Source organism: Duganella sp. AC917 (assembly GCF_979258245.1).
On record NZ_OZ409848.1, the window covers coordinates 5,711,596 to 5,725,307 of the forward strand.

The 13,712-nt window shown below is 64.9% G+C and carries 8 protein-coding genes; 6 read left to right on the forward strand and 2 right to left on the reverse strand.

Annotated elements, in window-relative coordinates:
- Positions 1–63: 63 nt before the first annotated feature.
- Positions 64–1,740 carry a M28 family peptidase gene (locus ACZ0BA_RS25060; protein WP_463453821.1) on the reverse strand — a complete coding sequence of 559 codons (1,677 nt, stop codon included), beginning with the start codon at positions 1,738–1,740 and terminating at the stop codon, positions 64–66.
- Positions 1,741–1,910: 170 nt separating this feature from the next.
- Here ACZ0BA_RS25060 and dsbD point away from each other — a divergent pair, with 170 nt between their 5' ends.
- Entirely contained in the window at positions 1,911–3,827 is a 1,917-nt protein-coding gene (gene dsbD, locus ACZ0BA_RS25065; protein ID WP_463453822.1) for a protein-disulfide reductase DsbD, read from the forward strand.
- A gap of 341 nt (positions 3,828–4,168) precedes the next feature.
- Here dsbD and ACZ0BA_RS25070 read toward each other — a convergent pair whose 3' ends face one another.
- Positions 4,169–4,645 carry a Spy/CpxP family protein refolding chaperone gene (locus ACZ0BA_RS25070; RefSeq protein WP_463453823.1) on the reverse strand — a complete coding sequence of 159 codons (477 nt, stop codon included), beginning with the start codon at positions 4,643–4,645 and terminating at the stop codon, positions 4,169–4,171.
- A 232-nt stretch (positions 4,646–4,877) separates the two neighbouring features.
- Here ACZ0BA_RS25070 and ACZ0BA_RS25075 point away from each other — a divergent pair, with 232 nt between their 5' ends.
- The 5 genes from ACZ0BA_RS25075 (at position 4,878) to ACZ0BA_RS25095 (ending at position 13,563) form a co-directional block, all read left to right on the forward strand.
- Entirely contained in the window at positions 4,878–5,606 is a 729-nt protein-coding gene (locus ACZ0BA_RS25075) for a response regulator (RefSeq protein ID WP_463453824.1), read from the forward strand.
- Positions 5,603–6,955, forward strand: coding sequence for an ATP-binding protein (locus ACZ0BA_RS25080; protein ID WP_463453825.1), 1,353 nt, complete (start codon positions 5,603–5,605; stop codon positions 6,953–6,955). The genes ACZ0BA_RS25075 and ACZ0BA_RS25080 overlap by 4 nt, the downstream gene beginning before the upstream one ends.
- Before the next feature lie 195 nt (positions 6,956–7,150).
- Positions 7,151–8,326, forward strand: coding sequence for an efflux RND transporter periplasmic adaptor subunit (locus ACZ0BA_RS25085; RefSeq protein ID WP_463453826.1), 1,176 nt, complete (start codon positions 7,151–7,153; stop codon positions 8,324–8,326).
- 3 nt (positions 8,327–8,329) lie between these two features.
- Positions 8,330–11,479 carry an efflux RND transporter permease subunit gene (locus ACZ0BA_RS25090; protein ID WP_463453827.1) on the forward strand — a complete coding sequence of 1,050 codons (3,150 nt, stop codon included), beginning with the start codon at positions 8,330–8,332 and terminating at the stop codon, positions 11,477–11,479.
- A 74-nt stretch (positions 11,480–11,553) separates the two neighbouring features.
- Entirely contained in the window at positions 11,554–13,563 is a 2,010-nt protein-coding gene (locus tag ACZ0BA_RS25095; RefSeq protein WP_463453828.1) for an FAD/NAD(P)-binding protein, read from the forward strand.
- Positions 13,564–13,712: the final 149 nt, after the last annotated feature.

Below are 13,712 nucleotides of genomic sequence, written 5' to 3' on the forward strand. Positions count from 1 at the left end.
TGTTGTTGTAGTGATCTAGAAAAAGCCAGGCTCAGCCTGGCTTTTTTTATGCCCGCGCGTCCGCTATTTCAAACGCTTGTCGCCGGCCGCCTTGAACTCCGATCCGGCGTTCCACGTCGGCGTGGCGCCTTGCGCGATGTCCAGTCCCACCTGGAACAGCAGCTGGATGTCCTGCACGCCGCCGCTGAAGTCCCAATCGGTACGGAAATCGTCGGTCACCTGGTGGTAGTCCTTCGAGAAGTAGTAATCGACCTTCTCGCGCGCGTAGTTCTCGGGCTTGTCCAGATAGCGGCTGCGCGCCTTGGTGTACAACACCGGCACGCCCACGCGGGCGAACTCCAGCTGGTCGGCGCGGTAGAAGCTGCCCAGTTCGGAACGCGAATCGCCGTCCATCACCCGGCCCTGGGTTTTGGCATACTTGGCCAGCAGCGCGTCGATGCTCGAATGGCCGGACGTCACGTTCTCGATCTGCGCCGTCTTGCCCCAGGCGTTGATGCCGTCGATGTTGATGTTGGCGACCGTCTTCTTCAGCGGATACAGCGGATTGGCGGCGTAGTACTTAGCGCCCAACAGGCCGCGCTCCTCGGCGGTGGTCGCCAGGAACAGGATCGAACGCTTTGGCGCCTGGCCCGGCGGCAGCGCCTTGTAGGCCTTGGCGATCTCCATCAGCGCGGCCACGCCGGAGGCGTTGTCGAGCGCGCCGTGATAAATCTGCCTGGTCCGCTCGCCCGGCAGCCGCTCGTCGATGCCCAGGTGGTCCCAGTGCGCGCTGTAGATGACGAATTCATCCTTCAGCTTGGGATCGCTGCCCGGTATCATCGCCACCACGTTGTTCGAGTTGACGGTGCGCGCCGTATTGTCGATCTTGAAGCTGGCCGTGCCTTTCAGGGTGACCGGACGGAAGCCTTTGGTGAGCGCCTGCTTTTTGAGCGTATCGAAATCGTAGCCGGCGGCCGCCATCATCGCTTTCGCCTTGTCCAGTTGTATCCATCCCGGCACGGCCGGCGCGTCCGGATCGGGGCCGTCGCGCAGCAGACTGAAGTTCTCGCCGTTTCCACCGCTGCGCACCACGTCCCACGGATAAGCGGCCGGCTTGGTCTCGTGAATGATGATCGCCGCCGCAGCGCCCAGCTTGGCGGCGATTTCGTACTTATAGGTCCAACGGCCGTAATAGGTCATCGCCTTGCCCTTGAACATGGACGGGTCGAGCTCGGCCGGATTCTTCGGGTCGGGCACGGCCGGATCGTTGATCAGCATCAGGATGGTCTTGCCGCGCACATCGACGCCCTTGTAATCGTCCCAGCCGTACTCGGGCGCCTGCACGCCGTAGCCGACAAACACGATATCGGACTTGTCGACGCTGACCGTGGCCGGCTGGCTGGTCGAATGCGCGACATAGTCGTCAGGGAAGTTGAGCGCCACGGTCTTGCCGCCGATGGTGTAGCTGAACGACGGCGTCGGCGTCATGCCGCGCATTGGCACAGGCTGCACCCAGCTGCCGTTCGGGTTGCCGGGCTTCAGGCCGAGCTTCTTGAATTCCTGCTCCAGATACGCCACCGTCTTCGCTTCGCCGGGGGAGCCCGGGGCGCGGCCCTCGAACTCGTCGGACGCCAAAGTCTTGATATGGATCAGTAAATCGTCGGCGGACACGGCGGCAAGCGCTTTGTCGGGCGCCTGCGCCAGGGTCGGGCCGGCGGCCAGCGCCAGGGCGGAAAACAGCAAGGGGCGTAACGGAGACATCGGCGGCAACTCCAGAGAGGTAAAAGCCGAGTTTCGCACAAAACCGGGAGGCCGGCGCATTCCGGCCGGCGCAATCGTTGCCACCCGCCCCGGGGCGCGGGCGGGAAACTACAGCTCGGTGTACTATCCCACTTGCTTCAACGACCATCCCCCGCTGATAGAAGGTTTTCATGTCTCGTTTTGCCCGTTTTTTTGCCACGCTGTTGTCCCTGATCGCCGTGCTGCTGGCCGGTCCCGCCCGTGCCCAGGACTTCCTCGATCCCGCGCAAGCGTTCAAGTTCTCCGCGCGCATGGTCGACGGCCACACGATCGCAGTCAACTTCCAGATTGCCGACGGCTATTACATGTACCGGGAACCGTTCAAATTCAGCGCTGTCGGCGCCAGGCTCGGCACGCCTTTGATCCCGGCCGGCAAGGTCCACTACGACGCCACCTTCGAGAAGGATGTCGAAACCTATCGCCAGAACGTCACGATCACGATACCGGTCGATGTCGACGGCCCGTTCACCTTGTTGGTCAGCGGCCAGGGTTGCTCGGAAAAAGGCCTGTGCTACTCGCCGCAAGATTACAAGGTGCAATTGACAGGCAGCGGCTCGGTGCCGCTCCCGGCCGCGCCGGGGGCCAAGGGTGCGGCGACGCCTGCCGTAAAACCGGCTGCGGCAGCGGCAGCGGCGACGTCTGTGGCGACCACGGCTGCTGCCTCCGTTGGGGAAGGCAAACCGGCCGCCGTCAGCCCCGGCGTCAACATTTACACCATTCCGAAGCCAACCGCCGAGGACATCGTGCCACCGGCGCCGGCGGCGCCCGCCGTGGCTGCCGCGCCGGTCGGCGAATCGGGCAAGCTGGAAGCCGCGCTCAAGACCGGCAGCCTGCTGGTCATCCTGCCATTGTTCGCCTTGCTCGGCCTGGGCTTGTCGTTCACGCCGTGCGTGCTGCCGATGGTGCCCATCCTGTCATCGATCATCGTCGGCGAGGGCGACCGTAGCAACCGTGGACGCGGCCTGCTGCTGTCGGTCACGTATGCGTTGGGCATGGCCATCGTGTACACCGCGCTGGGCGTGGCCGCCGGCCTGGCGGGCGAGGGCTTGTCGGCCGCCTTGCAAAACCCCTGGGTGCTGGGCACCTTTGCCGTGATGATGGCGATCCTGTCGCTGTCGATGTTCGGCTACTACGACCTGCAAGTGCCGGCCGCGCTGCAGTCGCGGCTCAGCGGCGTCTCCAACCGCCAGTCGTCGGGCAAGCTGGCTGGCGTGTTCATCATGGGCGCGATCTCGGCGCTGATCGTCGGTCCTTGCGTGGCCGCGCCGCTGGCCGCCGCGCTGGTCTACATCAGCCAGACGCGTGACGTTGTCATCGGCGGCGCCGCGTTGTTCGCGATGGCGGTCGGCATGAGCGTGCCGCTGATCCTGGTCGGCGTCTCGGCCGGCGCTCTGTTGCCCAAGGCCGGCAAATGGATGGACTCGGTCAAGCGCTTCTTTGGCGTGCTGATGCTGGCGATGGCGTGGTGGCTGGTGTCGCCGGTGCTGCCGGCGGCGGTGCAGATGATGGGCTGGGCCGCGCTGCTGGTCGGCTACGGCATGTATCTTGTGCTCAACTCCGGCGCCTGGGTCGGCAAGACGGTGGGCGTGGTGGTGGCGGTGCTGGGGCTGACGCAACTGGTCGGCGTGGTCAGCGGCGGACGCGATCCGCTGGCGCCGCTGGCGCATTTGACGGGCACGCAGCATACGCCGCTGGCATTCCAGCGCATCAAGACCGTGGCGCAGCTGGACGCGGTGCTGGCGCAAACCGGCGGCAAGACCGCCATGCTGGATTTCTATGCGGACTGGTGCGTGTCGTGCAAGGAGATGGAGAAGCTGACCTTCGTCGATGCCAAGGTGCGCGACAAGCTCGCCAACACCGTTCTGCTGCAAGTGGATGTGACCGCCAACGACGCCGACGACAAGGCCATGCTAAAGCGCTTCGGCTTGTTCGGCCCGCCGGGGATCATCCTGTTCGACGGCCAGGGGCGCGAGGTTCCCGGTTCGCGCGTGATCGGGTATCAGAACGCCGACAAGTTCCACGCGTCGCTGTCGCGCGCGTTCCCATAACTGCGGGGGTCAAGTCTGTCATTCGGACACGGGCTTAGCCTAACTGCGGGGGTCAAGTCTGTCATTCGGACACGGGCTTAGCCGGGCCAGACCGCCTAATGTTCAGGCCGTGTCCGAATGACAACTGCGGGGGTCAAGTCTGTCATTCGGACACGGGCTTAGCCGGTCCAGACCGCCTAATGTTCAGGCCGTGTCCGAATGACAGACTTGACCCCGGGAGGCGAATGTTCAGGCCGTGTCCGAATGACAGACTTGACCCCGGGAGGCGGGAGGCGAATGTTCAGGCCGTGTCCGAATGACAGACTTGACCCCGGGAGGCGGGCGCCGGGAGGCGCGCCAGATCAGCCGTGATGGCGCCAGCCGCCGCGCTCGCCATGGCCGCCGCGCTTGCCGCCCATGCCGCGCTCGTCAAATACTTTCTTTTGCTCCGGCGTCAGCTGGCCGTAGAACGCCGTCAACGCGGTCAGGTGCGTCTCCATCTTTGCTTCGCGCTGCTTGGTCATCTCGATCATCTTGCTCAGACGTTCAGGCGCCGACAGCTTGGCGAACTCGCCGCGCTGCGGACGCGGCCCGCTTGGCGCCGACGGCTTGATCGCCGCCTGATAACTGGCCCAGGCCGATTCCTGCTGCGTCGTCAGCTTCAACTGGTCATGCAGCCTGGCCTGGCGCTTGGCGTACATCTCCGACATCTTGGCGCGGCGCTGCTCCATGTTGGCGGCGCGGTCCGGACCCGCGGCCGGCGCCGTGTCCTGGGCGTGCGCGGCAGCCATGCCCAGCACCGTAAAACCAATCAGTATGCTTTTGCGAAGGATGTTCATGGTGATTTCCTTTATCGATGAGTAGTTCAGTAATTCATGAGGTATCGCGGTGTTTTGTTGCCGCGCTTGAACCCATCTTCGCAGCCGAAGATTGCCATGACGTTTCCCGTGTCATAGTGTTTGTATCCAGATGTTTCGCCCTGTTACGCCGGACCCTTGCCCCTGGCAGTCATATACAAGACGATACAATTGGTGATTGGTCAGGCGCGTCTGAACTAAGGATAATTAAGGCATGGAACCCACATCTACTATTCTGATCGTTGACGACGATCGCGACATCCGTACCCTGCTGGCCGACTATCTCGAATCGAACAGCTACCGCGCGCTGTGCGCCGCCGATGGCGTGGCCATGTGGAAGATGCTTGACGAAGCCAAACCCGACCTGGTCGTGCTCGACCTCAACCTCCCCGGCGACGACGGCCTGACCCTGTGCCGCAAACTGCGCGCGCAGTCGACCCTGCCGGTGATCATGCTGACCGCGCGCGGCGAGCCGCTCGACCGGATCCTTGGCTTGGAGATGGGCGCCGACGATTACCTGCCCAAGCCGTTCGAGCCGCGCGAGCTGTTGGCGCGCATTCGCAGCGTCCTGCGCCGCAGCAACGCCATGCCCAGCGGCAGCGGCGCCGACAAGGCGCAGCAGATGCGCTTTTCCAACTGGACGCTGGACCTGACCGCGCGCCACCTGCTCAATCCGGACGGCATCGTCATCATGCTGTCGGGCGCCGAGTTCCGCCTGCTCAAGGTGTTCCTCGAACATCCGAACCGCGTGCTCAACCGCGACCAGCTGCTGAACCTGACGCAGGGCCGTGACGCCGACCCGTTCGACCGTTCGATCGACATCCAGATCAGCCGCCTGCGGCAAAAGCTGGGCGAGGACGCGCGCGTGCCGCAAATCATCAAGACCGTGCGCAACGGCGGCTACGTGCTGGCCGGCCAGGTCACCGTGGAACCGCACCCTTGAAAGCCTTCTTCGGCTCGATGACCGGCCGGGTCTTCACCGTCCTGCTGCTCGGCATCATCGCCTCGGCCGCGCTGACCCAGTGGCTGGCCGTCGGCGAGCGTACCCGCGCGTTCGAACGCTACCGCGATTTCCACGCGATGGAGCGCGCCGAACAACTGATCACGACCGCCGAGGCGCTGCCGGAGCCGTCGCGCGCCATTTACCTGCGCATGGCCACGCGCGGCACCATCCTGCTGCAGCGTCCCGACGAGCCGCTGGCCGAGACCACCGGCCAGACCGAGTTCTCCACCCGCCTGCAGCAGCGCCTCGGGCAGGGCATCCAGCTGATGCCGCTGCGCGAGCGCCCGGCCGCCTGCTACCAGCCGCGTCAAAGCTACATCTTCGCGCCGTCGCAATGGGGCGGCGCCTGCGAGGCGATGCGCGTGCGCCTGCGCGACGGCGCGCTGCTCAAGCTGTCGATCCTGCCGCCGCCCGAGAAGCCGGCCACCGAGTACAGCGAGATGCTGGCACTACTGCCTTTCCTGTTCAGCGTCGCGGTGCTGGCCTACCTGGTCACGCGCATGACGATGCGCCCGCTCAAGCTGCTGGCGCAGGCCGCCAAGGACCTGGGCAACGATATCAACCATCCACCGGTCGTGCTCAGCGGCGCGGCCGAGATCCGCCAGGCCAGCGCCGCCTTCAACGCGATGCAGGCGCGCATCCGCCAGCACATCATGCAGCGCACGCAAATGCTTGCCGCCATCACCCACGACTTGCAAACCCCGCTCACGCGGCTGCGCCTGCGGCTGGAAAAGGTCGACAACCCCGATTTGCAGCAGCGCCTGATCGACGACTTGTCGGCGATGCAGCAAATGGTCAAGGAAGGCCTGGACCTGGCGCGCAGCATGGACACCACCGAAACCATGCAGGCGCTCGATCTGGATTCGCTGCTCGACAGCGTCTGCAGCGACGCCACCGACAGCGGCCAGCCGGTCGAGTTGAATGGCAAAGCCGGCATGGCGCTGATGGGCCGGCCGCTGGCGATCCGCCGCTGCCTGGTCAACCTGATCGACAACGCCGTCAAATATGGCCATCACGCCAATGTTACCGTCGAGCGTTTGGTGGGCGCTGCGCGCATCCGCATCCGCGACGGCGGCCCCGGCATTCCGGACGACCAGATGGCGCGCGTGTTCGAACCGTTCTACCGCATCGAAACGTCGCGATCGCGCGAGTCCGGCGGCACCGGTCTGGGCTTGACGATCGCCCGCAACATCGCCGAGCAGCATGGCGCCAACGTGGTGTTGGCCAACCACGCCGACGGCGGCCTGGAGGTCACCCTGGTGGTGCCGGAGTACTACGCCGTGCGCTGATCCGCGCGGCGTTTCACGTCAGGCAAAAACAACACACAGTATCGAAGCAGAGCGATTTTTGGTCTCAAACCATGCGACAATGCTTCGCCTTGATGCACCTAGGCAATAACTCACCGGCAGTTCAGCAGCAGTTCAGTAGTAATTCAGCTTAGTAATTCAGCGTTACACTCATTCGTAAAACCCTGGCTTAAAAAAATGAAAAAATCTTCGTTAGCATATGTGGTGGGCGCCATCGTGGTCCTTGCCGGCGGTATCTGGTACGCGACCCACGGCAACTCCGGGGCGGCGCAAACGGCCGGCGCCCAGTCGAAGAACGGCAACGGGCCGCAGGGGCCGACCACGGTCAGCGTCGTCGCGCCGAAGCGCCAGGATGTCGCCGTCGTGCTGCAGGCGAACGGTACCGTCACGCCGGTCAGCACCGTCGACCTGCATCCGCAAACGACCAGCACCATCGCCAAGGTCCACATCAAGGAAGGCCAGTACGTCAAATCGGGCGACCTGATGTTCTCGCTTGACGACCGCAGCCAGCGCGCCAACGTGCAAAAGGCGCAGGCCCAGGTCGCGCGCGACCGCGCCACCTTGGCCGACGCCGAGCGCCAGTACCAGCGCGCGATGGATCTGCTGGAACAGAAGTTCGTCGCCCAGGGCGCCGTCGACACGCTCAGGAGCCAGGTCGAGTCGGCCCGTGCGTTGCTGCAGGCCGACATCGCCGCCGCCAGCGCGGTGGGCGTCGACGCCAGCTATACCACGATCCGCGCGCCGATGACGGGCCGGGTCGGCGCCATCAACGTCTATCCGGGCAGCCTGGTGCAGCTGGAAACGTCGCTGACCACCGTCACCCAGCTCGATCCGATCAACGTCGCTTTTACGTTGCCGGAGTCGGCGCTGGCGTCGCTGCTGGAGTCCAAGCAGCGCGGCGAGGTGCCGGTCAAGGTCACGTTGGGGGGGGCCGACAAGGAAATCAACGGCGCGCTGAGCTTCATCGACAACACCGTTGATCCGGTGGCCGGCGTCATCCGCGTCAAGGCGCAGTTCGACAACAAGGGCAGCAGCCTGTGGCCGGGCCAGTACGTCAACGCCCAGCTGATCTCGCACGTGATCAAGGACGCGACGGTGATCCCGCAAAACGCTATCATCAGCAACACCCGTGGCACTTTCGTGTACACGGTCGATAACGACCAGTCCGCCAAGGTGGTCAACATCAAGCGGCTGCATTCCTTTGGCGACAACGCCGCCGTGTCCGGATTGAGCGGCACCGAGAAAATCGTCGTCGACGGCAAGCAAAACCTGCGGCCGGGCGGCAAGGTGCGGATCGCCGGTGCCGACAAGCCGGCCGACCCGACCGTGGACAACGCGAAACAGAAGGGCTAAGCGATGAACATCTCCGAGCTGTGCATACGGCGCCCCGTGATGGTGGTGCTGCTGTCGCTGAGCCTGGTGCTGGCGGGCGTGCTGTCGTACTTCTACATCCCGGTCGCCGCGCTGCCCAGCTATAACACGCCGGTCATCAACGTCTCGGCCGACCTGCCGGGCGCCTCGCCCGACACGATGGCCTCGTCGGTCGCGCTGCCGCTGGAAAAGCAGTTCTCCACCATTGCCGGCCTGACGCTGATCACCTCCACCAACACCTTGGGCAACACCTCGCTGACCCTGGAGTTCGATCCGAGCATCAACGTCAACGAGGCGGCGGTCGACGTCCAGGCCGCGCTGCTGCGCGCCCAGCGCCAGTTGCCGGTCGAGATGACCGACCTGCCGTCGTACCGCAAGGTCAACCCGGCCGACGCGCCGGTGCTGTTCATGACGATGACGTCGCCGTCGATGACCCTGGCCGAGCTGAACGACTACGCCGAGAACCTGATCGCGCCCAGCCTGTCGACCTTGCCTGGCGTGGCGCAGGTCACCGTCAACGGCCAGAAGCGCTTTGCCGTGCGCGTGCGCGCCAAGTCGGACCTGATGAACGCGCGCGACCTGACGCTCGATGAATTGCAACAAGCGATCAAGTCGGCCAATGCCAACACCCCGCTGGGCATCCTCGACGGCCCCAGCCAGACCCTGACCATCCAGGGCAACGCCCAGCTGATGAAGGCGTCCGAATTCTCCGAGCTGATCGTCGCCACCCGCAACGGCGAGCCGGTGCGCCTGAAGGACGTCGCCACCGTCGAGGACAGCTTCCAGTCGGTCAAGACCGCCGGCAGCTACAACGGCGAACGCTCGATCGTGCTGCTGGTGCAGCGCCAGCCCGACGCCAACACCGTGCAGGTGGTCGACGGCGTGCGCGCGCTGCTGCCGCGCTTCAAGAACCAAGTGCCGGAATCGATCACGATCAACCTGGTCAACGACCGCTCGGTGTCGATCCGCGAGGCCATCCACGACGTCAACCTGACCTTGCTGCTGACGATCTTCCTGGTCGTCATGGTGATCTTCCTGTTCCTGCGCCGCGCCGCCGCGACGTTTATCCCGGCGATCACAATGCCGATCTCGCTGCTGGGCGCGCTGGCCCTGCTGTACGCCTTCGGTTATAGCCTCGACAATATTTCATTATTGGGCATCACCTTGGCCGTCGGCCTGGTGGTCGACGACGCCATCGTGGTGCTGGAAAACATCGTGCGCCATATCGAGATGGGCAAGAAGCCGCTGCAGGCGTCGCTGATCGGCGCCAAGGAAATGGGCTTCACCATCATCTCGATCTCGGTCTCGCTGGTGGCCGTGTTCATTCCGATCTTTTTCATGCCCGGCGTGATCGGCTTGATGTTCCATGAATTCGCCGTGGTCGTGGCGTTGTCGGTGCTGGTGTCGGCCGCGGTGTCGCTGATGCTGGTGCCGATGCTGGCCAGCCGCCTGCTGCCGGCCGACACCATCGATCCCGAGCATGACAAGGGCAACTTCCTCGGCCGCTGGTTCGAGGCCGGCTTCACCCGGCTGCGCAACGGCTACGCCAGCACCCTGGACGTGGCGCTGCGCTACCGTCCGATCGTGCTGCTGGCCGCGCTGGGCACGTTCGCGCTGACGGTGGTGCTGTACACGACGATACCGAAGGGCTTCTTCCCGGAGGAGGACCTGGGCCAGATCCGCGTCAATACCGAGGCCTCCGAGGATATCTCGTCGGCCGCGCTGATGGCCTTGCAGGACCGCGTGGTGGCCGTGATCCGCGCCGATCCCAACGTGCAGGACGTGACCTCCTTCGTTAGCGGCGGCAACAGCGGCCGCATGTTCCTGGTGCTCAAGCCGCGCGGCGAGCGGCAAAAGATTCCGCAGGTGCTGGACAGCCTGCGCAAGGCCACCAAGACGGTACCCGGCATCGCCGTGTATCTGAGCCCGGTGCAGAACCTGCAGCTGGGCGGGCGCCAGTCCAAGAGCCGCTACCAGTACACCTTGCAATCGGTCAGCCCGGGTGCGCTCAACGACTGGGCGCAGAAATACCTGGACCAGATGCGCAACGACCCCGACTTCCGCGATGTCACCAGCGATTCGCAGAACAAGGGCTTGCAGGCGTCGCTGCGGATCGACCGCGACAAGGCCAACAACCTCGGCGTCGCGATCGGCGACATCCGCACCGCGCTGTACCTCGCGTTCGGCGAGCGCCAGGTGTCGACCATCTATTCGCCGGCCGCCAGCTATTACGTGATCCTGGAGGCGGCCGACGCCGACCGCCAGTTCGACAGCGCGCTGACCAAGATTTCGGTGCGCAACAAGACCGGCCAGCTGGTCAAGCTGTCGAGCATTGCCAGCGTCGAGCGCACCATCGGCCCGACCGCCGTTAACCACCAGGGCCAGCTGCAGGCGATCACGATTTCGTTCAACCTGGCGCCGGACGTGCCGCTGGGCACGGCCACCGCCAAGATCGACCGCATGGGCGTGGACATGAGCCTGCCGCCGTCGATCATCACCAACTACGGCGGCGACGCGGCGGTGTTCCAGAATTCCCAGGGCAGCCAGCTGATCCTGATCCTGGCCGCGCTGGGCGTCATCTACGTGCTGCTGGGCGTGCTGTACGAAAGCTATATCCACCCGCTGACCATCCTGGCGGGCCTGCCGTCGGCCGCCGTGGGCGCCTTGCTGACCTTGCGGCTGTTTAACCTGGACCTGACGATGATCGCCATCATCGGCATCCTGATGCTGATCGGTATCGTCAAGAAGAACGCCATCATGATGATCGACTTCGCGCTGCACGTGCAGCGCAACGAGGGCCGCACGCCGGCCGAGGCGATCCGCGAGGCCTGCATCCTGCGCTTCCGGCCGATCATGATGACCACCTTGGCAGCGTTGATGGGCGCGCTGCCGATCGCGCTGGGCCTGGGCGCCGGCGCCGAGCTGCGCCAGCCGCTGGGCCTGGCCGTGGTGGGCGGCCTGATCTTCTCGCAAGTGATCACCTTGTACATCACGCCGGTCATCTATTTGTTCCTCGACAAGTACAGCGGCACCGGCCCGATGAGCGACGCCGAGATGGCCGGGGACGTCGTCGATTACGGGCCGGAAAGTGTGCACGCCATACCACTGAAGGCGGTGAACATAGTCAAGCATTGACGGGTGACAAGTTAATTTGACGGTCGTCTATTTATCATAGGCAAGTTGGCTATGAAAAAAAGAGGCGATCGAAAATGAAACGCTACAGTGTCACCATTGTGGGCATGGGGCCGCGCGGGCTCAGCGTGCTCGAACGTATCGCCGCGATCGACGGCAGCCGCCAGCTGCCGCTCGATGTCATTTTGATCGAGCCCGGCGAATGCGGACCCGGCGCCCACGGCACGCGCCAGCCGCAGCACCTGTTGATCAACACGGTGGCCAGCCAGGTCACCACGTTCCCGGCGCTTGGCGCCGTGCTGCACGCGCCGGTGTGCGCCACGCCGTCGCTGACGGCCTGGGCGCGCCAGAGCGGCTACCGCCGTTTCGGCGACAACTATCACCGCATCGCGGGCGCCGGCGAGGGCGTCACCGAGTCCGATTATCTGCCGCGCAGCTTGCTGGGCGAATACCTGGCCTGGGCCTACCAGCAGGTCGCCGTCGCGTTGCCGGCCTGCGTCACGCTCACCCACCACCGTCTGCGCGCCAACGACCTGTGGCAGCAGCAGGACGGCCGCACCGCCATCGAGCTCGAGAACGGCTTCATCGTCCACAGCGATTTCGTGTTCCTGACCACCGGGCACGGCCGCAATCTGCCCAGCGATCTGGACGCGTCGCTGGCCAGGTTCGCGCAGGACCATGCGCGCTACAACAGCCGCCTGTCGTTCGTGCGCCACGTCTATCCGCTCGACAAGCTGGCCGGGGTCGGCCCCGAGGCGCGCGTGGCGATCCAGGGCCTGGGCCTGAGCGCGCACGATGTCATCGCCGAGTTCACGGTCGGGCGCGGCGGCGCTTTCGTGCGCCAGCCGAACGGCGAGCCGAACGGGCAGGGAGTACGTTACCAGCGCTCCGGGCGCGAGCCGAAACTGACTTTGTGTTCCCGCAACTGCTTGCCGTACGCGGCGCGCGGCATCAACCAGAAGGGCCTGGACGGTCGCCACCACCCGCATTACTTCACCCAGGACGCGGTCGAGGCGCTGCGGCGCGCTGCGTTGGCCACGCGCGGCAGCCGCCAGCTCGATTTCGACCGCGAGCTGTTGCCGCTGCTTAAACGCGAAATGGCCTGGGTCTACCGCAACACGCTGGCCCGCAGCGCCGCGCTGCCGGCCACGCGCCCGGCCGATTCTGCAGCCGACGCCGCCATCCAACAGGCGCTGTTATCAGCCGCCCTGGTGCCGGATCCGCTCACCTTTGTGCCGGACGCGGAGGACGAGGCGGTCATCGACGCGCTGCTGTTTCCGCTGCGCGAGCGCCAGTTCGCCGACCTCGACGAATTCCGCGGCTTTTTTTCCGACTGGCTGCAAGCCGATCTGCGGGAGGCGCGGCTGGGCAACATCGGCAGCGCGACCAAGGCCGCCACCGACGTGCTGCGCGACGTCCGCGCCACCTTGCAGGCGGCCATCGAGCACGGCGGCCTGACGCCGGCCTCGCACCGCAAGTTCCTCAACGTCTACCATCCGGCCATCAACCGCGCCGCCTTCGGTCCGCCGCTGCGCCGCAATGAGGAGCTGCTGGCGCTGCTCGACGCCGGCGTCATCGACATCGTCTCCGGCCCCAACAGCGTGGTCGAGACCGACGAGGACGACGCGACCTACGTGCTGAGCACCAAGTTCGCCAACGGCACCGAGCGCCGGCCGATCGATGTGCTGGTCGTGGCCCGGCTGGACGCCTTTTTCCCCGAGACGGATGAGTCATTACTGATCCGTAATGTGTTAAAACGCGGCTTGGTGAGGCCGTATTACAACGGCATGTTCCATCCGGGCGGCATCGACATCGACGAGGCCGGCCAGCCGCTCAACAGCCAGGGTGAACCGGCGCGCAACATGTGGGCGCTCGGTTATCCGGTCGAGGGTTGTCATTACTACACACATGCGTTGCCGCGCCCGATGCTGCGTTCGCGCCAGGTGCTGGACGCCGACCGCTGCGTAACGGCCATGTTCGCCCAAATGGCCGACTATCCCCGCCGCCATGCCGGGCGCAACCCCGGCCAGCTTGCCGCCACGGCCGCGCCGGCTTCGGTGAACGACCCCCAGCATGTCATTTTATAAAGGCCTGGATACATACGGTAACACCCATCAAGACGTGAAAATTGTAAAGTGGATACTTGGGATACGCGCACCGATTTGAACGGCGCGGTATGATGGTCCTGAACAGATGTTTCCAAACCATCGGGACTCTGGCACTATGGCCGCATTTT

Bases quoted from the DNA above. Each gene is read 5' to 3' on its own strand.
- dsbD (WP_463453822.1), top strand. From the start codon at position 1,911: ATGTCTCGTTTTGCCCGTTTTTTTGCCACGCTGTTGTCCCTGATCGCC.
- ACZ0BA_RS25090 (WP_463453827.1), top strand. From the start codon at position 8,330: ATGAACATCTCCGAGCTGTGCATACGGCGCCCCGTGATGGTGGTGCTG.
- ACZ0BA_RS25085 (WP_463453826.1), top strand. From the start codon at position 7,151: ATGAAAAAATCTTCGTTAGCATATGTGGTGGGCGCCATCGTGGTCCTT.
- ACZ0BA_RS25070 (WP_463453823.1), bottom strand. From the start codon at position 4,645: ATGAACATCCTTCGCAAAAGCATACTGATTGGTTTTACGGTGCTGGGC.
- ACZ0BA_RS25095 (WP_463453828.1), top strand. From the start codon at position 11,554: ATGAAACGCTACAGTGTCACCATTGTGGGCATGGGGCCGCGCGGGCTC.
- ACZ0BA_RS25075 (WP_463453824.1), top strand. From the start codon at position 4,878: ATGGAACCCACATCTACTATTCTGATCGTTGACGACGATCGCGACATC.
- ACZ0BA_RS25060 (WP_463453821.1), bottom strand. From the start codon at position 1,740: ATGTCTCCGTTACGCCCCTTGCTGTTTTCCGCCCTGGCGCTGGCCGCC.